General features: G+C 67.1%; 21 protein-coding genes. 18 read left to right on the top strand and 3 right to left on the bottom strand.

The genetic code is table 11. The features are described 5' to 3' along the window. Window positions 1–56 precede the first annotated feature (56 nt). From ACSQ24_RS20270 to ACSQ24_RS20215, 12 genes are all read left to right on the top strand, one after another. On the top strand, window positions 57–800 hold the full coding sequence (locus ACSQ24_RS20270) for a biotin/lipoate--protein ligase family protein (protein ID WP_436096417.1): 744 nt from the start codon (window positions 57–59) through the stop codon (window positions 798–800). Window positions 801–981: 181 nt separating this feature from the next. After that, window positions 982–1,530, top strand: a complete 549-nt coding sequence (locus tag ACSQ24_RS20265; RefSeq protein ID WP_436096416.1) for a DUF6505 family protein — start codon at window positions 982–984, stop codon at window positions 1,528–1,530. Next, on the top strand, window positions 1,527–2,537 hold the full coding sequence (locus ACSQ24_RS20260) for a DUF6352 family protein (protein WP_436096415.1): 1,011 nt from the start codon (window positions 1,527–1,529) through the stop codon (window positions 2,535–2,537). Before ACSQ24_RS20265 ends, ACSQ24_RS20260 begins: the two co-directional genes overlap by 4 nt. A 10-nt stretch (window positions 2,538–2,547) precedes the next feature. After that, complete coding sequence (locus tag ACSQ24_RS20255) at window positions 2,548–3,054, top strand: DUF3305 domain-containing protein (protein ID WP_436096414.1); 507 nt, start codon at window positions 2,548–2,550, stop codon at window positions 3,052–3,054. Further along, window positions 3,054–3,851 (top strand): DUF3306 domain-containing protein, encoded by a 798-nt coding sequence (locus ACSQ24_RS20250; RefSeq protein ID WP_436096413.1) that lies wholly within the window; start codon window positions 3,054–3,056, stop codon window positions 3,849–3,851. Before ACSQ24_RS20255 ends, ACSQ24_RS20250 begins: the two co-directional genes overlap by 1 nt. A gap of 105 nt (window positions 3,852–3,956) precedes the next feature. After that, the gene (locus tag ACSQ24_RS20245) at window positions 3,957–4,748 is read left to right on the top strand and encodes a Cro/CI family transcriptional regulator (protein WP_436096412.1); all 792 of its coding nucleotides are present in this window, start codon (window positions 3,957–3,959) and stop codon (window positions 4,746–4,748) included. Next, window positions 4,745–4,966 (top strand): formate dehydrogenase, encoded by a 222-nt coding sequence (locus ACSQ24_RS20240; RefSeq protein WP_427363187.1) that lies wholly within the window; start codon window positions 4,745–4,747, stop codon window positions 4,964–4,966. The genes ACSQ24_RS20245 and ACSQ24_RS20240 overlap by 4 nt, the downstream gene beginning before the upstream one ends. Window positions 4,967–4,979: 13 nt before the next feature. Further along, the gene (locus ACSQ24_RS20235; protein ID WP_436096411.1) at window positions 4,980–7,958 is read left to right on the top strand and encodes a formate dehydrogenase subunit alpha; all 2,979 of its coding nucleotides are present in this window, start codon (window positions 4,980–4,982) and stop codon (window positions 7,956–7,958) included. Window positions 7,959–7,972: 14 nt separating this feature from the next. Continuing rightward, window positions 7,973–8,569 (top strand): formate dehydrogenase FDH3 subunit beta, encoded by a 597-nt coding sequence (fdh3B, locus tag ACSQ24_RS20230; protein WP_126113572.1) that lies wholly within the window; start codon window positions 7,973–7,975, stop codon window positions 8,567–8,569. A gap of 242 nt (window positions 8,570–8,811) precedes the next feature. Beyond that, window positions 8,812–9,816, top strand: a complete 1,005-nt coding sequence (locus ACSQ24_RS20225) for a formate dehydrogenase subunit gamma (protein WP_436096410.1) — start codon at window positions 8,812–8,814, stop codon at window positions 9,814–9,816. A gap of 181 nt (window positions 9,817–9,997) precedes the next feature. Then, window positions 9,998–10,528: a molybdopterin-guanine dinucleotide biosynthesis protein B gene (gene mobB, locus ACSQ24_RS20220; protein ID WP_436096409.1), complete on the top strand. Its 531-nt coding sequence runs from the start codon at window positions 9,998–10,000 to the stop codon at window positions 10,526–10,528. Window positions 10,529–10,530: 2 nt separating this feature from the next. After that, window positions 10,531–11,784, top strand: coding sequence for a molybdopterin molybdotransferase MoeA (locus ACSQ24_RS20215; protein ID WP_436096408.1), 1,254 nt, complete (start codon window positions 10,531–10,533; stop codon window positions 11,782–11,784). 3 nt (window positions 11,785–11,787) lie between these two features. On the opposite strand, the gene ACSQ24_RS20210 is transcribed toward ACSQ24_RS20215, so the two are convergent. The 3 genes from ACSQ24_RS20210 to ACSQ24_RS20200 all read right to left on the bottom strand — a co-directional run bounded on the left by ACSQ24_RS20210 (window position 11,788) and on the right by ACSQ24_RS20200 (window position 17,119). Next, on the bottom strand, window positions 11,788–12,558 hold the full coding sequence (locus tag ACSQ24_RS20210) for a TIGR02186 family protein (protein ID WP_436096407.1): 771 nt from the start codon (window positions 12,556–12,558) through the stop codon (window positions 11,788–11,790). Then, on the bottom strand, window positions 12,555–13,487 hold the full coding sequence (locus tag ACSQ24_RS20205) for a sulfite exporter TauE/SafE family protein (protein ID WP_436096406.1): 933 nt from the start codon (window positions 13,485–13,487) through the stop codon (window positions 12,555–12,557). The genes ACSQ24_RS20210 and ACSQ24_RS20205 overlap by 4 nt, the downstream gene beginning before the upstream one ends. Before the next feature lie 227 nt (window positions 13,488–13,714). Next, window positions 13,715–17,119 carry a hypothetical protein gene (locus ACSQ24_RS20200; protein ID WP_436096405.1) on the bottom strand — a complete coding sequence of 1,135 codons (3,405 nt, stop codon included), beginning with the start codon at window positions 17,117–17,119 and terminating at the stop codon, window positions 13,715–13,717. Window positions 17,120–17,487: 368 nt separating this feature from the next. Here ACSQ24_RS20200 and ACSQ24_RS20195 point away from each other — a divergent pair, with 368 nt between their 5' ends. The 6 genes from ACSQ24_RS20195 (at window position 17,488) to ACSQ24_RS20170 (ending at window position 24,780) form a co-directional block, all read left to right on the top strand. Continuing rightward, window positions 17,488–17,949, top strand: coding sequence for a MerR family transcriptional regulator (locus ACSQ24_RS20195; RefSeq protein ID WP_436096404.1), 462 nt, complete (start codon window positions 17,488–17,490; stop codon window positions 17,947–17,949). A gap of 261 nt (window positions 17,950–18,210) precedes the next feature. Continuing rightward, complete coding sequence (locus ACSQ24_RS20190; RefSeq protein WP_436096403.1) at window positions 18,211–20,007, top strand: acyl-CoA dehydrogenase C-terminal domain-containing protein; 1,797 nt, start codon at window positions 18,211–18,213, stop codon at window positions 20,005–20,007. Between the two features lie 129 nt (window positions 20,008–20,136). Further along, window positions 20,137–21,345: an acetyl-CoA C-acetyltransferase gene (locus tag ACSQ24_RS20185; RefSeq protein WP_436096402.1), complete on the top strand. Its 1,209-nt coding sequence runs from the start codon at window positions 20,137–20,139 to the stop codon at window positions 21,343–21,345. Window positions 21,346–21,517: 172 nt separating this feature from the next. Continuing rightward, window positions 21,518–23,722 (top strand): 3-hydroxyacyl-CoA dehydrogenase NAD-binding domain-containing protein, encoded by a 2,205-nt coding sequence (locus tag ACSQ24_RS20180; protein WP_436096401.1) that lies wholly within the window; start codon window positions 21,518–21,520, stop codon window positions 23,720–23,722. Window positions 23,723–23,736: 14 nt separating this feature from the next. Further along, entirely contained in the window at window positions 23,737–24,231 is a 495-nt protein-coding gene (locus tag ACSQ24_RS20175; protein ID WP_436096400.1) for a peptide deformylase, read from the top strand. 168 nt (window positions 24,232–24,399) lie between these two features. Beyond that, window positions 24,400–24,780, top strand: a complete 381-nt coding sequence (locus tag ACSQ24_RS20170) for a hypothetical protein (RefSeq protein ID WP_436096399.1) — start codon at window positions 24,400–24,402, stop codon at window positions 24,778–24,780. Window position 24,781: the final 1 nt, after the last annotated feature.

Raw genomic sequence — 24,781 nt, 5'->3', positions numbered from 1 at the left:
GGAATGACTCCAAAGAAGCAAGCCTCTCCCTTGAGGTGAGACTTAAGGCGCGGACGATGGCGGCAGGGCCGGTCAGGCAGGACGACCTCAGGCGCGAGCCGGTGCTGCCGCCGGGGTTTTCGGTCGTCACCTTGCGCGAATCCGGCGATGCCTTCGCCCATGCGCAGGCTATTGCGGCGCAGGCCGGCGCCGCGACCTTGGTCTGGGTGCGACGTTTCGACATCGTCGAATTCGCGGTCGTGCTGGAGCCCGATGCCATTCTCGCCGAGGCGAGGCTCGCGCATTACCTCGCCATGAATGCGCTGGCCGATGCGCTTAGTGTGCATTCGCCGCCGGAGCGGCCGGTGCTGTTCCGCTGGCCGGATGCCCTGACCTATGATCTTGGCCTGATCGGCGGCGGCCGCCTCGCCTGGCCGGCAGATTGTCCGGAGAACCATGTGCCGGACTGGCTCGTCTTCGGCGCCATGGTTCGGGCGACGACGATGTCGCCCTTCCAGCTCGGCCAGACCGGCGTCGGCATGGCCGAGGAGGGGTTCGAGGAGGTCGATGCGGTCGATCTGATCGAGGCCTTCTGCCGCCATCTCATGCTCGGCGTTAGCCACTGGCAGGAGGAGGGCGCCAAGGCGGCGGCGCAGCGCTGGCTCGACCGGCTGGAGAAGGTCGTCGGCGTGCGCCACGGGATCGAGCCGAATGGCGACCTGATCGCGACCTCGCAGCACGGCGTCGAGCGCAAGAGCATGGTCGAGGCGCTGGCCAAGGTCGACTGGCTCGACCGGGAGAGCGGAGCACCGAAGCTGTGAGCACGATCGTCATTGCATGGCGGCCTTCTCCCTCCCCCCGCTTGCGGTGGGGAGGGTCGGGGTGGGGGGCAGTGCCGCTCGGCGAGGCTATGCAGGACGACGCTCTGGCTTTCCCGCCCCCCATCCCTAGCCCTTCCCCACCGCAAGCGGGGGGAAGGGGACAGCTCGGCGGCGAGGCACCATGACCCTCAAGCTTCCTCGCGCCATCCGGCTCGACCCGTCCGATGGCTTCGTCTTCCGCAAGGCGGCGGAGCCGGGCGAGTGGCTCGTCACCGGCTCCTTCCTGTTCACGCCCGAGAGCGTCGGCGAGCTCGACACCAAGGGGCGCGTCGCCTTCCGCTCCGGTTTTCTCGGCATCGGTAGTTTCGGCTGGAGCACGCTCGCCATCGTCAGCGAGGCGACGGCGGAGGAGCGCGAGCAGGCGGTGGTGCAGCTCGCGACGCAGTTCGTCGAGAAGCTCGGCGCGCCCGATCTCGTGGCTGCACGCATCGCTGCCGAGGAGGAGATCGCCTTTGCCGCCTCGCTCTGCGATCATCCGGCGCAGACCCTGCTCGCCTTGCATCGCACGCTGGAGGATGGCGAGATCTGCGAGCGCTTCCGCAGCTTGAAGCCACGCGGCGACATGCCGAAAGATGCTTTTCGCGCCTTCGAGTTCGTCGAAATCGATGGCGAGGACGAGCCGCAGGAGCAGGTCGACCTGATGCAGCTGATGAAGGACACGCCGCGATGACCCATTTCTGGGCGAGCTCCGGCCATCTCCTGCTCGACCGCGAGCCCGGCGGCGGCCTCCTCGTCACCGATGATTTCCTGAAAGCCTATCTGGCGCGGCCGGAAGTGCTGCCGCCGGAGGAGGCCTGCGCGGCCGAGCGGGCGCTGCATGCGAGGCTGATGGCAGAGCCGCAGGCCGAGGTCGCCGACCGCGAAATCGCCGCCATCGCCGATGCCGATGCACGCGAGAACTGGCGCTTCCTGCTCGGCTGGCGCGAGCGCCTTTTGGCGGCGCCGACCTTGCAAGCGGCCTATGTCGGGATCATCCGCGGCGGCGCCTCCGGCATTCCCCCTGTCTTCCTCGATCAGCTCGTCCACGTCATCCTGCGCGCAGGGCTCGACGAGGAGGGCGACCCCTTCGTGGTGCGCGCCGCCGAATGCCTGTTCCGGCCGCAGCGCGCCACGCTCCACGAGAACACGATCCTGCTCGCCGATGCCGAGATGATCGAGGGCCATGAGACCGACCGGCACGCCTCGCCGCTGCTCGCCATGCTCGGCGGCCCGGCGGTGACCTCGCTCGACATCCTCAAACAGGCCGATGCCGACCGCTACTGGCAGCGCTCCGACGCTTTCGACATGGTGCTCGATCTCGGCGGCAAGCCTTCGGGCCGTGCCGCGCTCGGCAGGGCGATAGGCCACTGGATCGCGCAGGTCCACGGCTTTTCGGTCGAGATCGAAGCCGTCGAGAATGTCCGCGATGCCAACTGGCGCTGGTTCATCGGCCTTGATGCACAGGCGACCGCGATCGGCAATGCGCTCTGGAAAGGTGAGATGCTCGATGACGACAAGGCCTCGCGCCTGATCGCACTCTACCGTTTGACGCTGCCGCCGGAGGTGCCGGTGCTGCCAGCGGCCAAGGGAGCGCCTATCTATCTGATGCTGGCGATGGACGGAGACCGGATCGTCCGGATGAAGCCGCAGAACCTGGTGACGGGTCTGCCGCTCGCGGTGCACGAGATGGCGAACTGAGGACGAGGCCATGCAGCAGCATCACGAGGTCGGTGTCGTGGTCGAGCGGCGCAAGCTCGACTCGCCCTGGGCCGACCATGCCTGGACGCCGATCGCGGTGCTGCCTGAGCCCCCGCCGCTCGCGCCCTGGAGCCGGCTTGCCGGCAACGCGGAACGCGAGCAGTTCTATCTCGGCTCGGCCGTGCTGACGCTGCACTCGGTCGACACCGCCCATTTTCGCGAGAACTTCGCGACGGGCCAGGCCCGGCTCTGGGTCGCCGTCAGGCCGACCGGGATCGAGCCGGCGCTGGAGCTGGTCGGCGTCACCGCCGATCCGTCCGAGGGCGAGGTCTTCCTCGAGAATGTCGACGATATCGTCGAGGCCGTGCCGATGCCGGCCGCGATCGCTGATGCGGTGCTCGCCTTCTTCGAGGCGCATCATGTCGAGCGCGAATTCATCAAGCGCAAGCGCACGGAGCACGATCCGCGCAAGGGCGGACTGCGACCGCGTCCGGGTCTCGAACGGGGAGAAGACTGATGTCGCGCCCTGACGACGAGGATCGTGACGAAGGCTTCCTCGGGCGTTGGGCGCGCCGCAAGAAAGAGGCGCAGAGCCGCGACCTGCCCTCTCCCCCCTTGTGGGGGAGAGATGGAGAGGGGGGTATGCCGCCCTCGACAGAGGTTGCGTCGGGCGCGGACGGGACTGCGGATGCGATACCCCCCTCCCAACCCTCCCCCACAAGGGGGGAGGGCTCCCGCGCTGAACCCGAGCCTGAGATGGTCGAGCCGCCCGCGCTCGACCTCGTCGACAAGGATTTCGACCTCGCTCATTGGCTGAAGCAGAACGTGCCGGAGGAGTGGAAACTCAAGGCGCTGCGCCGCGCCTGGGAGACCGATCCGATGATCTCCAGCTATCTCGACCCGGCGCGGGACTATGCGCTCGACTGGAACACGCCGGGCGGCGCGCCGGGCTATGGCCCGCTCAGCGAGTCGGACAATGTCGAGGAGATGCTGGCCAATATCTTCGGCAAGCCGCCTGAACCCGCCGCCGAGCAAGGCGAGGCGGTGCGTAACGACGTCGCAGGTGTTGGACCTTCGTCTAATGAAGGGGGCGAGACCGATTCTGCTGCGCCGCAGCAGGTTTCGGCAAGTGCCGCCGACATCCCCGAGCCGATGCGGCTGAGCGAGGGGGGGGGTCCCCGAAAATCCGCTGAAAATGCCGCGAAATTGGCTGCTTCTGCGAGCGGTGATTCTGCTGCGGTGCAAAAAACACACGAAACTGGGCCATCCCAGCAGCTATCGAGGCGGCGTGGAGGCAGCGCTACACCGCTCTGAGCGTTAGTTGAGAACAATTGCAATCTAGCGCGATAAGGTCTCATTATCACTGCGTGTATCAGCACGTCCGAACGTGCCGGTGCGGTATTGGAGACGCCTTCATTTATGCGGGACCAGGCTCTGGAACGGGCGATCGGAGCGGCCGGCGGCGTACGTGCGCTGGCGCGGGCAGTCGGCGTCTCGCAACCAGCGATCTCGAGCTGGAAACGCGTCCCCGCCGACCGCGTGCTCTCCATCGAGGCTTTGACCGGTATCGCGCGTAGCGAGCTTCGCCCCGATCTCTACCCGCATGAGCCGATCGTCGTTGAGACGACGGCGCCTGCGATCGACGAGATCGACGCTGCCCGCGCCGATGAATTCGAGCTGGTCGGTGCGCTGCTCTGGCGAGCGCCGACGGCTGGGACGCTGGCCGCCTTGCAAGGCCTGCGCGGCGATGCCTCGCCGCTCGGCATGGCCCATCTGGCGCTGGCCGAGGCCGCGGCCGAGGTGACGCCAGACCAGGTGCGCGACGAGTTCTTCCAGCTTTTCATTGGCGTCGGCCGGGGCGAGCTTCTGCCCTACGCCTCCTATTACCTCACCGGTTTCCTGCACGAGCGTCCGCTCGCTCTGGTGCGTGAGGACATGGGCAAGCTCGGTCTCGCCCGGGCCGAACGTGTCGGCGAGCCCGAGGACCATGTTGCCGTGCTGATGGACATCCAGGCCAAGCTGATCCGTGGCGAAGTCTCGGGGGAGGGCGTCGACGAGGCCTCTTTCTTCGCCCGCCATATCCGGCCCTGGGCCGACCGTTTCTTCGCCGATCTCGAAACCGCCGAGGCAGCGCGCTTCTACCGCGCCGTCGGCCGGGTCGGCAGCCTCTACCTTTCGATCGAGACGCAGGCTGCGAGCCTGCCCGCATGACGTACGGCACGGAGGAGACGACGATGTCGCAGAAGAGCAAGGAGACGGCTCTCGACCGCCGCAACTTCTTCAAGGCGCTCGGTGCCGGCGCGACCGTGGCCGTCGCTCCCGTCGCGGTCACGCCTGCCGCCGCCGTCGATCCCGGCAAGGACGAGACCAAGGCGCGCTATCGCGAGAGCGAGCACGTCAAAGACTTCTACCGCGTCAACCGCTACTGAGGAGGCCGGCGTCATGCTGATCAAGCGCAAATCCGCCGACGTCCAGCGCGGCAGCCTGCAGAGCGCCCTAGGGGGCCTCGCCTCCGGCGTGATGGACCGCCGCTCCTTCCTGCGCCGCTCCGGCCTCGTCGCCGGTGGTGTCGCGGCTGCCGGAGCCCTGCAGATCGGCGCGGTCCGCAAGGCGGAAGCTGCCGGTTACGGCCCTGCGACCGGCACCAAGGTCGTCAAGAACATCTGCACGCATTGTTCCGTGGGCTGCACGGTCAAGGCGGAAGTCGCCAACGGCGTCTGGGTCGGCCAGGAGCCGGCCTGGGAGAGCCCGATCAACCGCGGCAGCCATTGCGCCAAGGGCGCCTCGGTGCGCGAGCTCGTCCATGGCGACCGGCGCATCAAATACCCGATGAAGCTGGTTGATGGGCAGTGGCAGCGCCTGTCCTGGGACCAGGCGGTCAGCGAGATCGGCGACAAGATGATGGAGATCCGCGCCAAGTCGGGCGCCGATTCCGTCTACCTGCTTGGCTCGGCCAAGTTCTCCAATGAAGGCTCCTACCTGTTCCGCAAGTTCGCGGCCTTCTGGGGCACCAACAACGTCGACCACCAGGCGCGCATCTGCCACTCGACCACGGTCGCGGGCGTCGCGAACGTCTGGGGCTACGGCGCCATGACGAATTCCTACAATGACATCCGCAACTCGAAGACCGTGATCTTCATGGGCTCGAACGCGGCCGAGGCGCACCCGGTCTCGATGCAGCACATCCTGACCGGCAAGGAGCAGCAGCGCGCCAACGTCATCGTCTTCGACCCGCGCCTGACCCGCACGGCGGCGCACGCCACCGACTATGTCCGCTTCCGCTCCGGCACCGACATCGCGGTGATCTGGGGCCTGATGTGGCACATCTTCCAGAATGGCTGGGAGGACAAGGCCTTCATCGCCGCGCGCGTCCACGGCATGGACGACGTCCGCAAGGAGGTCGAGAAATACGATCCCAAGACGGTCGAGGACATCACCGGCATTCCGGGCGAGCAGCTGAAGCGCGTCGCCCAGACCTTCGCCACGGTGAAGCCGGCGACTTTCGTCTGGTGCATGGGCGTGACCCAGCACTCGGTCGGCACGGCCAATGTCCGCGCCATCTGCACGCTCCTGCTGGCGACCGGCAATGTCGGCTCGAACGGCACCGGCGCCAACATCTTCCGCGGCCACTGCAACGTCCAGGGCGCGACCGATTTCGGCCTCGATATCTCGAATCTGCCTTGCTATTACGGCTTGGTCGAAGGCGCCTGGCGCCATTGGGCCCGCGTCTGGGGCGTCGATTACGACTACTTCGTCTCGCGCTTCGACGAGGTCCCGGCCAAGGGCGGGCGCGCGGCCCGCACCCGCAAGCAGAATATGGAGACCTCAGGCCACACCTCGACCCGCTGGTTCGACGCTGCGAACCTGCCCGCCGAGCAGGTCGACCAGAAAGACAACCTCAAGGCCATGTTCGTCATGGGCCATGGCGGCAACACCATTCCGCGCATGCCCGATGCGGTGAAGGGTCTCGAGAAGCTTGAGCTGCTCGTCGTCTGCGATCCGCACCCGACCAACTTCGTCTCGCTCGGCGGGCGCAAGAACGGCACCTATATCCTGCCGGTCTGCACCCAGTTCGAGACCTCGGGCTCGCGCACCTGCTCGAACCGCTCGGTGCAATGGGGCGAGAAGATCGTCGAGCCGATCTTCGAATCCGCCAGCGATTACGCCGTCATCTACAAGCTCTCGCAGAAGCTCGGCTTCGCCACCGAGATGTTCAAGCCCTACGAGATGGTCCAGGGCAAGATCGGGCCGGAGCCGACGGCCGAGTCGATCCTCAAGGAGATCAACCGCGGCGGCTGGTCGACCGGCTATACCGGTCAGTCGCCCGAGCGCCTGAAGCTGCACATGGCGAACCAGGACAAGTTCGACATCGTCACGCTGCGCGGCGCCAAGGGCTCCCCGGTCGAGAACGATTTCTACGGCCTGCCCTGGCCGTGCTGGGGCACGCCCGAATACAAGCACCCAGGCACGCACATCCTCTACAACACCTCGCTCGCCGCGAAGGATGGCGGCGGCACCTTCCGCCCGCGCTTCGGCCTGACCCGCGAGCGCACGCTGCCCGATGGCAGCAAGGTCAACGACACGCTGCTCGCCGAGGGTGGCTCCTACTCGCTGAATTCGGACATCAAGGACGGCTATCCCGAGTTCACCATGGGCGTGCTGAAGAAGCTCGGCTGGGACAAGGACCTGACGCCGGCGGAACTGGCGACGATCTCCTGGATCGGTGGCAACAACATCGACACCGTCTCCTGGTCGACCGACCTGTCGGGCGGCATCCAGCGCGTCGCGATGGAGCATGGCTGCGTGCCCTATGGCAACGGCAAGGCCAGGGCCAATGCCTGGAACCTGCCCGATCCGGTCCCCACACATCGCGAGCCGCTCTATTCGCCGCGCGTCGACCTCGTGGCGAAATGGCCGGCAAGGCCGGACGAGCGCACGCTGCGCATCCCCAACCTGCACACCTCGGTGCAGAAGGCGGCGGTCGAGAAGGGTATCGCCAAGTCCTTCCCGATCGTGCTGACCTCCGGCCGCCTCGTCGAATACGAGGGCGGCGGCGAGGAGACTCGCTCGAACAAGTGGCTGGCCGAGCTGCAGCAGGACATGTTCGTCGAGATCAATCCGGCGGACGCGGCGGCGCGCGGCATCAGGGATGGTTCGCAAGTCTGGGTGACCGGTCCGGAGAACAATTCGAAGGCCAGGGTCAAGGCGCTGGTCACCGAACGCGTCGGCAAGGGCGTCGCCTTCATGCCCTTCCATTTCGGCGGCGTCTTCCAGGGTGTCGACCAGCGCGGAAACTACCCCAAGGGGCTCGACCCGATCGTGCTCGGCGAGTCGGTCAATACCATCACCACCTATGGCTACGACCCGGTGACCGCCATGCACGAAGGCAAGGTCACGCTTTGCCAGATCGCGGCGGCGTGAGGAGGAACTGAATCATGGCCCGGATGAAATTCCTCTGCGACGCCGACCGCTGCATCGAGTGCAACGCCTGCGTCACCGCGTGCAAGAACGAGAACGACGTGCCCTGGGGCATCAACCGCCGGCGCGTCGTCACCATCAATGACGGCAAGCCCGGCGAGCGCTCGGTCTCGATGGCCTGCATGCACTGCACGGACGCGCCCTGCGCGGCGGTCTGCCCGGTCGATTGCTTCTACACCACGGCGGATGCGGTGGTGCTGCACAACAAGGACCTGTGCATCGGCTGCGGCTACTGCTTCTACGCCTGCCCGTTCGGCGCCCCGCAATATCCGAAGGTCAGCAACTTCGGCTCGCGCGGCAAGATGGACAAGTGCACCTATTGCTCCGGCGGCCCGGAGGTCGACCTCTCGCCGGCCGAGTTCCAGAAATATGGCTCGAACCGCCTCGCCGAGGGCAAGCTGCCGCTCTGCGCCGAGATGTGCTCGACCAAGTCGCTGCTCGCCGGCGACGGCGAGGTGATCGCGCAGATCTACAAGGAACGGGTGGTCAAGCGCGGCTACGGCTCGGGAGCCTGGGGCTGGCAGACTGCTTACCGGGAAACCATCACGATCTGAGCTGGGGGAGGGGGGCGCATCACGGCCTGAAAAGGGTCGGGTGCGTTCCTCCCCGGGTCGATATCGCCTTCGCGAAGAGGATGTCCGCAATGCAACCTGGAGCCGCGACCCATCCTCTCCCCCCTTGTGGGGGAGAGTTAGAGAGGGGGGTAGTCAGCCGTGAGGTAGGTCGCAAGCGATTCGACGCTCGCCCAGTCACCCCCCTCCCAACCCTCCCCCACAAGGGGGGAGGGCTCGCGCGCTTGGGCTTGGGGGCCTGGCTAGTCTTCCGGGTGATCGTCTTCCTGTTCGCTCTCGCGGTCGGCTTTGCCCAGCCCGGCGCCGCCCAGCAGGTCAATCCGACCGCGGATTCGGTCAAGGAGCAGCAGTTCCTCGACGCGCTGAAGGGCAACCCCTCGGCCGAGCTGCAAGGCCGCATCACCATTCCCGACACCAAGGCGGCGACGCTGGAGCGCCCGGCCGGGCGCGAATGGCGGGCCTTCCATCAGAATACGATGACCAGGATCGGCGCGGTCGCCGTGCTCGGCATGCTGATCCTGCTCGTCGCCTTCTATCTCTTCCGTGGCCGCATCCGGATCGAGGGCGGCCCGTCCGAGCAGACACTGACGCGCTTCAACGGCTTCGAGCGCTTCGTCCATTGGCTGACCGCCGCCTGCTTCATCGTGCTGGCGCTGTCAGGTCTCAACGTCACCTTCGGCAAGTCCCTGCTGCTGCCGCTGATCGGCCCGGAGGTTTTCACCAACATCTCGATCGTGGCGAAATGGGCGCATAATTATCTCGCCTGGCCGTTCATGCTCGGTATCGCCCTGATGTTCCTGATCTGGATCAAGGACAACATCCCCTCGATGATCGATCTCCGCTGGTTAGCGGCCGGCGGCGGCATCGTCGGCAACGCCCATCCGCCGGCGAAGCGCTTCAATGGCGGCCAGAAGATCGTGTTCTGGACGGTGGTGCTCGGCGGCGCAGCACTCGCCGTTTCCGGCATCTACCTGCTCTTCCCGGCGGTTGCCGGCGGCGTGCTCAACCTGCAATTCTGGAATGTGGTCCACGGCATCGTCGGCGTGCTGATGGTCGCTGCGATCCTGGCGCATATCTATATTGGCACGATCGGCATGGAGGGCGCCTTCGATGCCATGGGCTCCGGCGAGGTCGATCTCAACTGGGCCAAGGAGCACCATTCGCTCTGGGTTGCCGATGAGGTGCGCAAGGGGCACGTCGCCGGCGGCAAGCTGCAGCCGGCGGAGTAGAGGCGCGGACGTCATTGCGAGCGCAGCGAAGCAATCCAGCAGGTTTCGCTCGGCCGCTCTGGATTGCTTCGTCGCTCCGCTCCTCGCAATGACGGCGAGCCTTGACCGGCTGAACCGATTTGCACGATGACAGCCGGGCGCCTCTTGCGCCCGGCTTTGTCTTTTGAGGATGTCCTTGTCGATGCGTGTGATCGGACTGGCTGGCTGGAGTGGGGCCGGCAAGACGACCCTCCTCACCAGGCTGATCCCGGAGTTCAACCGCCGGGGCGTCACGGTCTCGACGATCAAGCACGCCCATCACGCCTTCGACCTCGACACGCCCGGCAAGGATTCCTGGGCTCATCGGCAGGCCGGCGCGTCCGAGGTGCTGATCTCGTCGGCCAAACGCTGGGCGCTGCTGCACGAACTGCGCGACGAGCCCGAGCTTGCGCTGCCGGAGCTGCTGGCGCGCTTGTCGCCGGTCGATCTCGTCATCGTCGAAGGCTTCAAGCGCGATCCGCACGCCAAGCTCGAGGTCTATCGTGCCGCCAATGGCAAGCCGCCCTTGCATCCGGATGACCCCAGCATTGTCGCGATCGCCAGCGATACCGCTTTTCCGGATGCAGGCCGGCCGGTGATCGGGCTCGACGATGTCCCGGCCATCGCCGATTGTCTCTTCGCTGAGGCGCAGCCGCTCGCCGCGGTGCTGGCGCGGGCAAAAGAGGGTCTCTGACGATGGCGCAGCTCAGCGCGGATGCCGACGCCTTCGGGCCGATGCTGACGATCGAGCAGGCGGCCGAGCGCGCCGCTGAGCACATGCTGCCCGTGGCCGGCGTCGAGACGATACCGCTTTCCGTGGCCGACGGGCGCGTGCTGGCGCAGGACGTGATTGCGCCGGTCGATCTGCCGCCCTTCGCCAACTCGGCGGTCGACGGCTATGCGGTCCGCTTCGCTGATTTGGCGGTGGGCGGCGAGACGAAGCTGCCACTATCGGGCCGCGTCGCGGCTGGCGCGGACGCAGCCGGTGTCACGACGACGGGCAAGGCGGTACGGGTTTTCACCGGCGCGCCAATGCCCGCCGGCGCCGAAACCGTCTTCATGCAGGAGGATGTCGCACTGGAGGGCGGCGCGGTCGTTCTCCCGGCCGGGCTGAAGCGCGGAGCCAATGCGAGGCCCGCCGGCGAGGATATCGGGCGCGGCAGCCTCGCGCTTGCCGCCGGCCGGCGCCTGCGCCCGCAGGATCTGGCGCTGCTCGCCGCACTCGGCCTGACCGAGGTCGTGGTGCGCCGCCGTGTCCGCGTCGCGATCTTCTCGACCGGTGACGAGCTCAACGAGCCCGGCTCGGCCCTGCCGCCAGCCGGCATCTACGACGCCAATCGCAGCCTGTTGCGCGCAATGGTGGCTCGCGCCGGGGCGGAGGTCATCGACCTCGGCATCCTGCGTGACGAACCTGAGAGCCTCGCCGCGCGGCTGCTCCAGGCGGCGGAAAGCTGCGACCTGATCCTGACCTCGGGCGGCGTCTCGACCGGCGAGGAGGACCACGTCAAGGCGGCGGTGGAGCGCGCCGGCGAGCTCGCCTTCTGGCGCGTCGCGATCAAGCCCGGCCGGCCGGTGGCGATGGGCCTCGTCGCCGGCAAGCCCTTCATTGGCCTGCCAGGCAATCCCGTCGCGGTCTTCGTCACCTTCGCCTTCGTCGCGCGCACAGTGATCGCGCTTTTGTCGGGGACGACGCCGATGCGCCTGCATGGTCTGCCGGTCAGGCTCGGCTTTCCCTACAAGAAAAAGGCCGGGCGGCGCGAATATATCAGGGTCGCGCTCACGCCCGGCGCCGACGGTATCGCAGTGGCGCACAAGCACCCGCGGGACGGGGCCGGCGTGCTGACCTCGCTGACCGAGACCGATGGGCTGGTCGAGCTCGCCGACGACCTGACTGGTGTCACTGAGGGGACGATCGCGCCCTTCCTCGCCTATGAGATGTTGACCGGCTGAAACTCAATCGCGCCGGAAGATCACCGTAGCCAGCCAGCCGAACAGCAGCGCGAGGACAGCCGTCGCCAGGCCATAGAGGAACGGCCGCTCATGCGCCGCCGCCGCCATGCTCTGTTCCGCGCCGGTCTTCACCACCTCGAAATTGGTGGTCTGGCGCGCCAGCACCGAACCGCCGGCATAGAGCAGGACCTCGACCTCGTAAGGACCGGTCGGCGCGGTCGCCGGGATCTTGATCTGCGAGCTGAACAGGGCCGGCGACAGGAAGGTGACGCCGCGCTCGTCGAGCAAGTAAAGCTGCCTGCCCTGGAGGGTTCGAATCAGCGCGTCGCGATAGCGGCCGATGTCGAAGTCGAAATCGAAGCCGGCTTGCGAGCGCTGCGCGTTGGCGAGGCCGATCCGGTCGCGCCGCGCAGCGTCCTCCGACAGGATCTCCTTGATCGGCCGGTTCGTCGCGACGGAGAGATAGATCGAGCGGTCCGGGAAGCGCCGCTGGCTGCGATTGATCCAGATCGGCCCGACGCGCTCCTTCTCGCGCACGATCAGCATGCGCTGCGGTCCGCGCACCGTGACGACGATGTCGTGGGGGTCGGCGCGTGCCACCGAGCGGCCATCGCGCTCGACCAGGCCGAATACCGCGAGCTGGTCTCCGGTGAAATTGGAGGCGATAGCGATCCGGTGGGTCGACAGGGCCGCGATCAAGGTCTCGGCCTTCGACGGCACGCTGGCGAGCACCGCCAGGCAGGCTGCAGCCAAAGCGAGCGCCGCGCGTCTCATCGCTGCGCTCCTTCCGGCACGACCACCGAATAGGGCTCATTCGGCGGCAGGAAGAGCTCGACCCCAAAGCGTAGGCCGACCGAGAGGATCAGCAGTGCCAGCAGCAGCCGGAACGATGAGACGTTGAGGTTGCGTGCGGCCCGGCCGCCGAACTGCGCGCCGATGACGCCGCCGACCAGCAGCAGCATGGCGAGGATGATGTCTACCGACTGGTTGGTGACCGCGTGCAGCACTGTCGCGCCTGACATGGTGACCAGGATCTGGAACAGCGAGGTGCCGACCACCACGGCTGGCGGAATCCGGAAGAAATAGATCAGCGCCGGTACCAGCATGAAGCCGCCACCGACGCCGAGCACGGCGCCGATGAAGCCGATGATGACGGCGAGGCCCGCGATCGGGATCGCGCTGGCATAGAGCTGCGAGCGCGGGAAACGCATCCGCAGCGGCAGCCCCATCCAGGGCGGGTGCGAGCCGCCCTCGCGGCGCAGACGGGCCGGCTTGCCGGCCCGGTCGCGCATCGCGGCGCGGACCGCATCGAACAGCATCAGCCCGCCGATCAAGGTGAAGAGCGTGACATAGGACAGGGTAATGACCAGTTCGAGCTGGCCGAGGCGCCGCATCGAGTTGAAGAACAGCACGCCCAGGATCGTGCCGAAGAGACCACCTGTGACCAGGATGCCGCCGAGCTTGAAGTCGAGCGCATTGCGCCGCCAATAGGTCAAAACGCCGGTCATCGACGAGCCGGCGACCTGGGCCGCCACGGTCGCGACCGCGACCGCCGGGGGGATGTCGAGGAAGATCAGCAATGGCGTCAAAAGGAAGCCGCCGCCGACGCCGAACAGACCCGAGATGAAGCCGACCGCGCCGCTCAGACCAAGGACGAGGAAAACGCTGATCGGCAGTTCCGCGATCGGGAGATAGATCTGCACTCTTCCAAACCCCGTCCGCCGTCGACGCCTTCACGCCGGGCATGGTCCGCAGAAGTGGACACCACTTTTGCGACGAGAACGTGCCCGCTCCGCCGTGCCGGCGCGAATTCAGGCCGAACGGAACGTGCTGCAGCGTCGAGATCGTGACGCTACAGCCGAAACCTTTTCAATTTGTGCAGCTCTGAGGGCCTCTCGGGCGCCTGCCGAACGGCTTGCGCCGCGACGGCTCAGCCGCGACCGGGCTTTGCCGGCTTCTTGGCGGCGACTGGCTGCTCGTCCCAGCCCTTTGCCGGCGGCGTCACCTCGTTGGCGTTCGCCTCCAGCGGCTTGGCTTTCCAGCTCTCTGTCGCTGCCTTGGCCGCGGCAAGATCGCTCGCAGACAGCCGGCCCGCCACTTCGTCGCGCTTGCGCCCCGCATCCTCGTCGCCCTGGGCGGCGGCGATCGCGAACCAGCGATAGGACTGGCCGAGATCGGCGGGCGCGCCAAGGCCGCGGCCGAGCAGGATGGCGAGATTGTACTGGCTGTCGCGCACGCCGTGCTCGGCGGCGCGGCGGAACCATTCGGTCGCCGTGGCATAGTCCGGCTTGCCGCCGGCGCCCTCGGCGTAGAGCACCGCGAGATTATGCATCGCCTTGGCGTTGCCGCGCTCGGCGGCGCGGCCATACCAGACCTTGGCGAGAGCCGGGTCGCGATTGGTGCCGATGCCCTTCTCGAACATGTTGCCGAGGCGGAACTGGGCCGGCGTGAGGCCGGCGACGGCCGCGCGCTCGAACAGGCGCAGCGCCAGCTTCGGGTCGCGATTGGTCGGGCCGTCTGCCGCCTGGGCGGCGAGCTGGTAGACGGCGCGCGCATCGCCTGCGAGCGCTGCCTTGCGCAGGCCGGCGCTGCCGAGCGCCGCCGGCAGGTCGCCGATGCCGGTGACGGTCTCGGTCGCCTCGGACAGGCTCTGCAGGGGCAATGCGGCGACCAGCGAGGGCACTGCGGCCGCCGGTGCCTCTGGGCTCGCTGCTGGCAAGGTCGGGACAGGCGCGAACGCGGCGGCCTGTGCCGGTGTCGTGCCGATCTGCAGCGGGGGCAGGGCGGAATTCTGGTCCTTTGCCGGCGGCGGCGGCTCGATCGGGGCGGACTGCGGCGTCGGCTGGATCGCCGGCGTCTCGGCGGGCGCGGCCTTGGAGGGGGCGGTCTGGGAGGGGGCGGTCTGGATGCTCTCGTTCGCCGCCTGCTTCTTGGCGCCCTGCTGGACACCGGAGAAGACCTGCGCGGCGCCGATCGCGAGCACGAGTGCAGCGAGGCCGAGCAGCAGGGGCCGCCGGCGCTTCTCCATGATCTCCTTGAGACGCCCGCGGGAGGTGGGCTTGCCGGGCTTGGTCGTCTCGGCCGCGGCGGCCGGATTGGCGGAAGCCGCCTCGCTGGCGGCCTTGGCCGAGCGCCGTGCTGCGGCGATCAGGCTCTGACGCACGGCCTGGGGATCATTGGCCTGCGGGGCTGGCGCATCGGGGCGCGGCCGGCCGGAGCCGGGCTCCAGCGGCAGGTCGTGCCCGCCGGTGCGCGGCAGCCGCGGCTCGGCGGCGAAGCGCTCGGCCATCATCGGAGCGGTGAGGGCAGGCGCCCTGGCATCTTCGGCCTCGATGGCAGCCTGAGCCCGCGGCGCTGGAGCGCTGCCACGCCGGCCGCGGTCGACGCCGAGCTCGGATTCGAGGTCGCCAAGGCGGCCGATGATGGTCTCCAGCGTCCGGTGAACGGCGCCGATCGCATCCTGGGTCTCGCGTCCGGCCGAGACATGGGTCTCGCGCAGGCCGGTCATGAGATCGCTGAGCTCGGACAGGCGGGGCGGTGCCATATCGGCCATCGCGGCTCGCGCAGCCCGCTCGGCGGTGACGGCGGTGTCCTCGCGCATGCCTTGCAGATGGACGACGAGGTCCTGCAGCGTCCGCTCGATGCCGCTTTCGGCCGTGCGCGTCGCCGCCTGCTCGTCGAGCCGCCGCGTCAGGCCAGCGATCTGCTGTTCCAGCGCATCGAAGGAATCCGAACCGGCTCCCGGCCGGCCGGCCTCGTCGATCTTGGTGGCAAGGCCGCGCAGCATCTCCTCGACCGGCCGCATATCGACCCGCGCCAGCGGGGTGCCGCCGTCGTCGACCATATGGGCGAGGGTGCTCGAGGCAGCGAGCTGCTCGACGCGGCTGGTCAGCGCCTCGATCCGCTCATCGAGCCGGCTCGGGGGCCTGTCGGTCAGGTGTTCGAGTTTGACCACCAGGGCTTCGATGCGCTCGGCCAGCTCATTGGACGCCGGGCGCCCACTGGCGTCGAGCTCGCCGAGGCGGGCGATCAGCTGGTCGACCTGGCCGTCGATGACGGAGGTCTTCATCGCCGGCAGGGAATCGATCTTCTGGGCGAGCGCCTCGACCTGGCGCGACAGGGCCAGCAGCGGCCCGCTGTCGCCGGCCCGCTCGCGCAGGCGGTCGGCATGCAAGGTCTCGCGGACATCCTCGATCGCCAACGACAGGCCATGCAGGTCGCGGGTGTCCTCGCGCAGGCGGCCGACATCTGACGTCAGGGCATTGAGCTGAAGCGAGAGGTCGTCGAGCCGCCGCCCGTCTGTCGCCGAGACGACGTCGCGCAGTTCGGCGATCTCGCGCAGGATCCGCGCGGCCGACTGGTGGTCGCCGCCGCGCGTCGCGAGCGCATCGACCTTGGCGGCGAGATGGGCGATCTCCAGCTCGAAGCGGTTGTAGCTCTCGCCCGAACGGGACTCGGCGAGACGGCCGATCTCGGCTTCGATCCGCGCCAAGGGCTTGAGGACGGGATCGAGCCGGTCACGCCCGTCGAAGCGATCGAGCCGGGCCCCGAGCTCGCCGATTGCGCGCTCCAGCGGCCGATAAACGCCGCGCTGGTCTTCGGCGCGCGGCGCGGGCTGCGGGGCCGGGGCGATCCGGTCGCTGAGCTGGCGCAGGTCGTCGCGCAGGTTCCCGAGCGATGGCGCAGCGCTCGGCCGCTCGAAGGCGGCAACGCGTGTATCGCCGTCAAGGGTACGCTGGCGCGAGCGGATATCGGAAACGGCGGCGGCCAGGCCGTCGCGGCTCAGCACCGGACGCGGCGGCTGCGCGACCGGCCGGCGGCTCGCCTCCTCGGCCCGGCGTTCCATCTCGACGAGGCGCTCGCTCATCGCCTTGATCGAATCGGCGATCACGGAGGTGGTGCGTTCCTGCCGCTCCACCGTGGCGCGTTCGCCGTGCGACAGACGGCTTTCGGTGCGCTCCATCCATTTGGCGATCGAGTCGAGGGCGCTTGCCGTCCTGGCATTGCTGTCGCGGGTCAGGCGCTCTGCCATCGCCGCCTGGGTGATGAACGCGTCCATGCGGTCGCGCGTGATCTCGGGCCTGGCGGCGGTCGGCTGGGGAGCGGCAGCGGTCTGCATCCCGCCCTGGGAGAGACGGGCCAGGCGTTCCGACAGCGCGACGATGTCCTGCTCTTCGGCGTGGTTGGCAGCGCCGACCGGCTCACCGGCCTCTTCAAGAATTTTGCTGTCGAGCCATTCGCCGAGCGTCATCCCGGCCCGGCGAGCAGCAGTCTTCGCCGCATCGCGTGTGCGCGGGTCGACGCCCTTGACGCTCCAGGGCAGGCTGGTCGCCATGTCACGTTCGCCTCGAGGGGCAGGTCTTTGCTTAGCGGGCGCGCTGCCCCCTCATACGGCGGCGCCCCTGCGAACTCGGCATTCATGAACATCGGGTTGATGCGGCCGACACCGGAGATCGCGGGAACGACTTTTCGCAGTCACGGTAAACAGAGCGTTAAGATCGGCGGGGCGGACGTTAATTTTGTCCAAACTTGCGCCACGACAGCTCCTGAGCTGCGCGCTATTGGGGGGGCATAACCGTAACTTACCCCGAGCCGGAGGCGGATAACGTGACGTAAGGGAGCCGCGCCCCTACATTGCCGGCAACGCAGGAGTGCCTTCCGATGGGTCAGGCAGCTCCGCCCCGCAACCCGCAAGGATCAGATATGCCGCGCCAAGGCTCAGCTCTGGCGGCCACACCGAGTCACGACGGCCGCTCCGCCTCCCCCCAGACGACGAACGACACCGACGCCGGTGGCTTCACCATCAGCGACCTCGCCCGCGAGTTCGGCGTGACCCTGCGTACATTGCGCTTCTATGAATCGCGCGGCCTGCTCGCGCCGGCGCGCTCCGGCCTGACCCGGATCTATTCCGGCCGCGACCGCGCCCGCCTCGCGCTCATCCTCAAGGGCAAGCAGCTCGGCTTCACCCTGGTCGAGATCCGCGCCATGCTGGCCAATGAGGAAGGCAAGGAGACCAAGGGCAAGGAGCCGTCCGCGTCGGTCGGTGGCCTGCAGCTCAGCCGCGGCCAGATCGCCGAGCAGCTCGAATTGCTGCGCAGCCAGCGCACCGAGATCGAGGCCGCCATCGCCGAGCTCGAGACGACCCTCGCGCGCCTCGACGCCTGAGGCGGTCCGGTCCTCGGCCGGCCCATCCCGCTAGATCACGATGCCCTGAACCCTAGTCGGTTCGGGGCATTTTTCGTTTGCAAGCCTGTCGCTGCTCGCGCCAATCTCTCCAGGCAGCGCTGTCCGGGCGAAAAAATTGGCGTGGCCCCTTGGCAAGCTGCGACCAGATAGTTTATATATGAACTATTCCGAGGCGCCGCTGTCATATAGAGCCGGCAAGCTTCGTCCAAGATCGTTGTCAAAACGCCAGGGAGGGATGCGATGCCGGTTTACAAGGCACCCGTCGAAGACACGCTGTTCCTGCTCAACGACGTCTTCCAGTTCGAGCGCTACAACAACCTCCCGGGCTTCGCCGAGGCGACACCGGATCTGGTCGAGGCCGTGCTCGGCGAGGGCGCAAAGCTCTGCGAGGAGGTGCTGCAGCCGCTCAACCATTCCGGCGACAAGGAAGGCTGCAAGCGCAACGACGACGGCTCGGTGACGACGCCGAAGGGCTTCAAGCAGGCCTATGAGGCTTATGCCGCCGGCGGTTGGGTTGGGCTCGCCATGGATCCCGAATATGGCGGCCAGGGGCTGCCCTATACGCTCGGCGCCATCATGAACGAGTTCTCCTCCTCGGCGAACATGGCCTTCGCGATGTATCCCGGCCTGACCATGGGCGCGATGGCGGCGCTCTATGTCCACGGCTCCGATGAAGTGAAGCGCACCTATCTGCCGAAGATGGCCGAAGGTACCTGGTCGGGCACGATGAACCTGACCGAGCCGCATTGCGGCACCGATCTCGGCCTGATCAAGACCAAGGCCGTGCCGAACAGCGACGGCTCCTATGCGATCACCGGTACCAAGATCTTCATCTCGGCCGGCGAGCAGGACATCACCGAGAACATCGTCCACCTCGTGCTCGCCCGTATCGAGGGCGCGCCGCAGGGCGTCAAGGGCATCTCGCTCTTCGTCGTGCCGCGGAACGAGGTCGGCGCCGACGGCTCGGTCGGCGCGAACAACCACGTCTCCTGCGGCTCGATCGAGCACAAGATGGGCATTCACGGCAACTCGACCTGCGTCATGAACTATGACGGAGCCAAGGGCTGGCTGGTCGGGACCGAGAACAAGGGCCTCAACGCCATGTTCGTGATGATGAACGAGGCCCGCCTCGGCGTCGCGATCCAGGGGCTGGCCCAGTCCGAGGTCGCCTACCAGAACGCCGTCGTCTACGCCAAGGACCGCCTGCAAGGCCGCGCGCTGACCGGCGCCAAGAGCCCCGACAAGGCCGCCGACCCGATCATCGTCCATCCCGACGTGCGCCGCACGCTGATGTCGATCAAGGCCTTCAACGAGGCGGCGCGCGCCTTCGTGCTCTGGAACGCGATCAAGTCGGACGTCGCCCACCGCTCGACCGATGCTGCCGAGCGCCAGGCCGCCGACGACCAGCTCGGCCTGATGACGCCGGTGCTCAAGGGCGTGCTCACCGATGTCGGCTTCGACAATGCGGTGAAGGCCCAGCAGATGTATGGCGGCCATGGCTACATCGCTGAGCACGGCATGGAGCAGTTCGTTCGCGATGCCCGCATCGCCATGATCTACGAGGGCGCCAACGGCGTGCAGGCGATGGACCTGGTCGGCCGCAAGCTCGGCCGTGACGGCGGCCGCGCCATCATGGCCTTCTTCAACGAGGTCGGCGCCTTCGTGAAGGAGAACGAAGCCGACGAGGCATTGAAGCCGCTGCTGGTTTCGCTCGCGGTCTCGCTCGGCCATCTCCAGCAGGCGACGATGTGGTTCATGCAGAACGCCCTCGCCAAGCCGGACAATGCCGGCGCCGGCGCGCATGACTATATGCACCTGCTCGGCCTGGTCTCGCTCGGCTATATGTGGGCGAAGATGGCCAAGGTCGCACAGGACAAGCTCAAGGCCGGCGCCAATGGCCAGGCTGAGCGCATGAACGCCAAGCTCGTCACCGCGCGCTTCTTCATGGAGCGCTCGCTGCCCGAGACCGCTGCCCATCTGGCGCGGATCACCACGGGGGCGGATTCGACCATGGCGCTCGCGCCGGAACTGTTCTGAGCACCGTCATTGCGAGGAGGCGAAGCCGACGAAGCAATCCAGGAGCGGCAGAGCTCTACGATCTGGATTGCTTCGCTTCGCTCGCAATGACGGCTAGGCTGCACGCAAAAGTCCACATGGGAGGCCTTGATGGCTGACGCCTTCATCTACGATCACGTCCGGACGCCGCGCGGCAAGGGCAAGGCCGACGGTTCGCTCCACGAAGTCACTGCGATCGAATTGGGCACGCAGACCCTGCGCGCCATCAAGGAGCGCAACAATCTCGACACCAAACTGGTCGAGGACGTCGTCTTCGGCTGCGTCGATCCTGTCGGCGAGGCCGGCGCCGACATCGCCCGCACCGTCGCGCTGAAAGCCGGCTACGGCAAGGAAGTGCCAGGTGTCCAGATCAACCGCTTCTGCGCCTCCGGCCTCGACGCGGTGAATCTCGCCGCGGCGCAGGTCATGTCCGGCCAGAAGGAGATGGCGATCGGCGGCGGCGTCGAGAGCATGTCCCGCATCGGCATGGGCGCCTCGGGCTTCGGTATCGCGGTCGACCCGTCTGTCGCGATCGACACCTATTTCATGCCGCAGGGCGTCTCGGCCGACCTGATTGCGACGAAATACGGCTTCTCGCGCGACGATGTCGACGCCTATGCCGTGCGCTCGCACAAGCGCGCTGCAGCCGCATGGCAGGACGGGCGGTTCAAGAATTCGGTGATCCCGGTCACCGACGTCAACGGCTTGATCCTGCTCGACCGCGACGAGACCATCCGCCCGAACACCGACATGCAGGCGCTGGCCTCGCTCAAGGCCTCCTTCGTCCAGATGGGCGAGATGGGCGGCTTCGATGCGGTCGCGACCGCGGCGCATCCGGATGTCGAGTTCGTCAACCACGTCCACCATGCCGGCAACTCCTCTGGCATCGTCGACGGCGCTGCGGCCGTGCTGGTCGGCTCGAAGAAGGCCGGCAAGGCGTCTGGCCTGAAGCCTCGCGCCCGCATCCGCGCCTTCGCCACCATCGGCTCCGATCTCGCGCTGATGCTGACCGGCCCGGTCGACGTCACCGAGCTTGTCCTCAAGAAGGCGGGCATGACGACCAGGGACATCGACCTGTTCGAGCTGAACGAGGCCTTCTCCTCGGTCGTGCTGCGCTACCAGCAGGCCTTCGACATCGACGACGCCGTGCTTAACGTCAACGGCGGCGCCATCGCCATGGGCCACCCGCTCGGCGCCACCGGCGCGATGATCCTGGGCACCGTGCTCGACGAGCTCGAGCGCACCAACAAGCAGGTCGCGCTGGTCACGCTCTGCGTCGCCGTCGGCATGGGCGTCGCGACGATCATCGAACGGGTCTAGCACCGCCGTCATTCCGGGGCGGCCCGAAAGGGCCGAGCCCGGAACCCATGACCACAGGCCGATGCAGAAGAGACGCAGCGGCAGCCGCAGTAAGCCATTCACCGAATGTCGCGTTCATGGGTTCCGGGCTCCTCGCTTCGCTCGGCCCCGGAATGACGAGGGAGGATTTGAAATGAACCTCACCAATTTCCGCTTCGAGACCGATGCCGACGGCATCAGTACCCTGACCTGGGACATGCCCGGCCGCTCGATGAACGTCATCACCCCCGAGGTGATGGCCGAACTCGACCAGGTCGTCGACAAGGTCGCGGGCGACGAAGCCATCAAGGGCTGCGTCATCGTCTCCGGCAAGGAAGCGTTCTCCGGAGGTGCCGACCTCACCATGCTGCAGGGCCTGCGTGACCTCTACGTCAAGCTCGCCAAGGAGCAGGGCGAGCAGGTCGCGATGCAGCGCTTCTTCGACGAGAGCCGCAAGCTCTCGTTGCTCTACCGCAAGCTCGAAACCTGCGGGAAGCCGTTCGCGGCGGCGATCCATGGCGTCTGTCTCGGCGGCGCCTTCGAGCTCGCGCTCTCCTGCCAGCTGCGCGTCGTCTCGGACGATGCCTCGACCCGCGTCGGCCTGCCCGAGATCAAGGTCGGCCTGTTCCCGGGCGCCGGTGGCACCCAGCGCGTCTCGCGCCTGATGCAGACCGGCGACGCGCTGCAGATGATGTTCAAGGGCGAGCAGATCAAGGCGCTGCCGGCCCGCAATTCCGGCCTCGTCCATGCGGTCGTGCCGCGTGACCAGATCGTCGCCGCCGCCAAGGAATGGCTCAGGGCCAATCCGCAGGCCAAGGCGCTCTGGGACGATCCGAAGTTCAAGCTGCCCTCCAACAAGGTGCACTCCCCGGCCGGCATGCAGATCTGGCCGCCGGCCAGCGCGATCTATCGCCGCGAGACCAACGACAACTATCCGGCCGCTCGCGCCATCCTGAGCGCGGTCTACGAGGGACTGCAGCTGCCGATCGACCTCGCCCTCAGGGTCGAGAGCCGCTACTTCGCCAAGATCCTGCGGACGAAGGAGGCGGCCTCGATGATCCGCTCGCTCTTCGTCTCGATGCAGGAGCTCAACAAGGGCGCCCGCCGCCCGGCCGACGTGCCGGCCTCGAAGCTGAAGAAGGTCGGTGTCATCGGCGCCGGCTTCATGGGCGCCGGCATCGCCTATGTCACCGCCAATGCCGGCATCGAGGTCGTCCTCGTCGACAAGGACCTCGAGGCGGCCGAGAAGGGCAAGGCCTATTCGCACAAGCTGGTCACCGACCAGATCACCAAGGGCCGTGCCAAGACCGCCGATCGCGACGCGCTGCTCGGCCGCATCAAGGCCTCGGCCGACTATGCCGACCTCAAGGGCTGCGACCTGATCGTCGAGGCAGTGTTCGAGGATCCCAAGGTCAAGGCCGAGGTCATCGCCAAGGTCGAGGCCGTGGTCGGACCCAAGACCATCTTCGGTTCCAACACCTCGACGCTGCCGATCACCGGCCTCGCCGAGCACAGCGAGCGGCCGAAGAACTTCATCGGCATCCATTTCTTCTCGCCGGTCGAGAAGATGCTGCTGGTCGAGATCATCATGGCCAAGAAGACCGGCAAGAAGGCGCTCGCCATGGCGCTCGACTTCGTCCGCGCCATCAGGAAGACGCCGATCGTCGTCAACGACGTCAGAGGCTTCTACGCCAATCGCTGTGTCGGCAACTACATCCGCGAGGGGCACCTCATGCTGATGGAAGGCGTGCCGCCGGCGATGATCGAGGCCGCCGGCAAGCAGGCCGGCATGCCGGTCGGCCCGCTGTCGCTCAACGACGAGGTCGCAGTCGATCTCGCCTACAAGGTGTTGAAGGCGACCAAGGCCCAGCTCGGCGAAGCCGCCGTCGATCCGGCGCAGGAGAAGCTCCTCGCCGAGATGGTCGAGAAGCACGGCCGCCTTGGCCGCAAGAACAGGAAGGGCTTCTACGACTATCCGGAAGCCGGTCCCAAGCGGCTCTGGCCCGGCCTTGCCGAGCTCATCAAGAACAAGCTCGAGCCCGAGCTGGTCGACATGGAAGAGCTGAAGCACCGGCTCCTGGTCACCCAGGCGCTGGAGGCCGCCAAGACCTATGAGGAAGGCGTCGTCACCGATCCGCGCGAGGCCGATGTCGGCTCGATCATCGGTTTCGGCTTCGCGCCCTATAGCGGCGGCACGCTCTCCTACATCGACAATATGGGCGCGGCCGCCTTCGTGAAGCTCTGCGAGAGCTTGGCGAAGAAGCACGGCGAGCGCTTCAAGCCGAACCGGCTGCTGAAGCGCATGGCCAAGACCGGCGAGAGCTTCTACGGCAGCGCCGGGAAGAAGGCCGCGGCCTAGCCGCGGCCGGCGCCTTGGCTGTCCGGCCGATCATCGCCTTCCCCGATCCCCGGCTGCGGCTGCCAGCCGCGCCGGTCATGCGCTTCGACGCGGATCTGCGTGCGCTCGCCGACGATCTGCTCGAGACGATGCGGGCGGCGCCAGGCATCGGCATCACCGCGCCGCATATCGGCGTGCTCTCGCGGCTCGTGGTGCTGGAACTCTCGCCCGGTGAAGCCCGCATTTATGTCAATCCGGAGCTGGACCAGGTCTCGCGCGAAACCATCCGCCACACCGAGGGCAGCGTCTCGATGCCGGGCGTCACCGACGAGCTCGAACGCCATGCCCGCATCCGCGTGCGCTATCAGGATCTCGAAGGGGTGGAGCAGAGCGAGGACGCCGACGGCCTGCTCGCCATCTGCCATCAGCACGAGATCGACCAGCTCGACGGCGTCTTCTGGATCGACCGCCTGTCCCGCCTCAAGCGCGACAGGCTGATCGCCCGCTACAACAAGCTGCGGCGGGGGTAGATTCCTCTCTCCCGCGATCGTCTAAGCTCGTCATGCTCGCCCTTGTGGCGAGCATCCACGCCTTGAACACGGCCGCATTGCGCCGCTGATTTCGCGAGCGATCGCTCTCCTGACAGGCGTGGGGCTTCACTGGTCTTACTTTACGAGTGATGAAGGCGAGGGAGCGCCATGAAAACGCTGGTCGAATACATGTATCGCGATGCATCGAATTACAAAGAATTTGGTTCATTCGTCTTGGAAGGCGATTTTACGATTTCGGCGGTGCAGGATTTTCTCTCCGATGGCGAGTTCTTCATTCCCGAGCGCGTGGGGGTAAAGTCGCTTGTCCCCGCAGAGAAGACAGCGGACGACCACTACCTCCACACCCTTGAAGCCGCGAGCAGGGTTGATGCTGGCTCTTCTATGATGAGCGCTGGGCTGTTCGTAGAGAGAATGAAGCGTGCAAGCGCCGAAGGATGGTTCTACGGGAACCTATCACGTGCGGAGCGACAGGCAGCACTTGCCGAGGGACGAGTAACGGGCTTGGTCAACCCGGACTGGGATGGGTGAA

Source organism: Allobosea sp. LjRoot237 (assembly GCF_964253285.1).
GTDB lineage: Bacteria > Pseudomonadota > Alphaproteobacteria > Rhizobiales > Beijerinckiaceae > Allobosea.
Note: the sequence above shows the minus strand (reverse complement) of the source record. Positions and strands in the feature narration are given on the sequence as shown.

Coding starts and splice junctions, on each gene's coding strand:
- ACSQ24_RS20270 (WP_436096417.1), top strand. CDS start 57: ATGGCGGCAGGGCCGGTCAGGCAGGACGACCTCAGGCGCGAGCCGGTG.
- ACSQ24_RS20265 (WP_436096416.1), top strand. CDS start 982: ATGACCCTCAAGCTTCCTCGCGCCATCCGGCTCGACCCGTCCGATGGC.
- ACSQ24_RS20260 (WP_436096415.1), top strand. CDS start 1,527: ATGACCCATTTCTGGGCGAGCTCCGGCCATCTCCTGCTCGACCGCGAG.
- ACSQ24_RS20255 (WP_436096414.1), top strand. CDS start 2,548: ATGCAGCAGCATCACGAGGTCGGTGTCGTGGTCGAGCGGCGCAAGCTC.
- ACSQ24_RS20250 (WP_436096413.1), top strand. CDS start 3,054: ATGTCGCGCCCTGACGACGAGGATCGTGACGAAGGCTTCCTCGGGCGT.
- ACSQ24_RS20245 (WP_436096412.1), top strand. CDS start 3,957: ATGCGGGACCAGGCTCTGGAACGGGCGATCGGAGCGGCCGGCGGCGTA.
- ACSQ24_RS20240 (WP_427363187.1), top strand. CDS start 4,745: ATGACGTACGGCACGGAGGAGACGACGATGTCGCAGAAGAGCAAGGAG.
- ACSQ24_RS20235 (WP_436096411.1), top strand. CDS start 4,980: ATGCTGATCAAGCGCAAATCCGCCGACGTCCAGCGCGGCAGCCTGCAG.
- fdh3B (WP_126113572.1), top strand. CDS start 7,973: ATGGCCCGGATGAAATTCCTCTGCGACGCCGACCGCTGCATCGAGTGC.
- mobB (WP_436096409.1), top strand. CDS start 9,998: ATGCGTGTGATCGGACTGGCTGGCTGGAGTGGGGCCGGCAAGACGACC.
- ACSQ24_RS20215 (WP_436096408.1), top strand. CDS start 10,531: ATGGCGCAGCTCAGCGCGGATGCCGACGCCTTCGGGCCGATGCTGACG.
- ACSQ24_RS20210 (WP_436096407.1), bottom strand. CDS start 12,558: ATGAGACGCGCGGCGCTCGCTTTGGCTGCAGCCTGCCTGGCGGTGCTC.
- ACSQ24_RS20200 (WP_436096405.1), bottom strand. CDS start 17,119: ATGGCGACCAGCCTGCCCTGGAGCGTCAAGGGCGTCGACCCGCGCACA.
- ACSQ24_RS20195 (WP_436096404.1), top strand. CDS start 17,488: ATGCCGCGCCAAGGCTCAGCTCTGGCGGCCACACCGAGTCACGACGGC.
- ACSQ24_RS20190 (WP_436096403.1), top strand. CDS start 18,211: ATGCCGGTTTACAAGGCACCCGTCGAAGACACGCTGTTCCTGCTCAAC.
- ACSQ24_RS20185 (WP_436096402.1), top strand. CDS start 20,137: ATGGCTGACGCCTTCATCTACGATCACGTCCGGACGCCGCGCGGCAAG.
- ACSQ24_RS20180 (WP_436096401.1), top strand. CDS start 21,518: ATGAACCTCACCAATTTCCGCTTCGAGACCGATGCCGACGGCATCAGT.
- ACSQ24_RS20170 (WP_436096399.1), top strand. CDS start 24,400: ATGAAAACGCTGGTCGAATACATGTATCGCGATGCATCGAATTACAAA.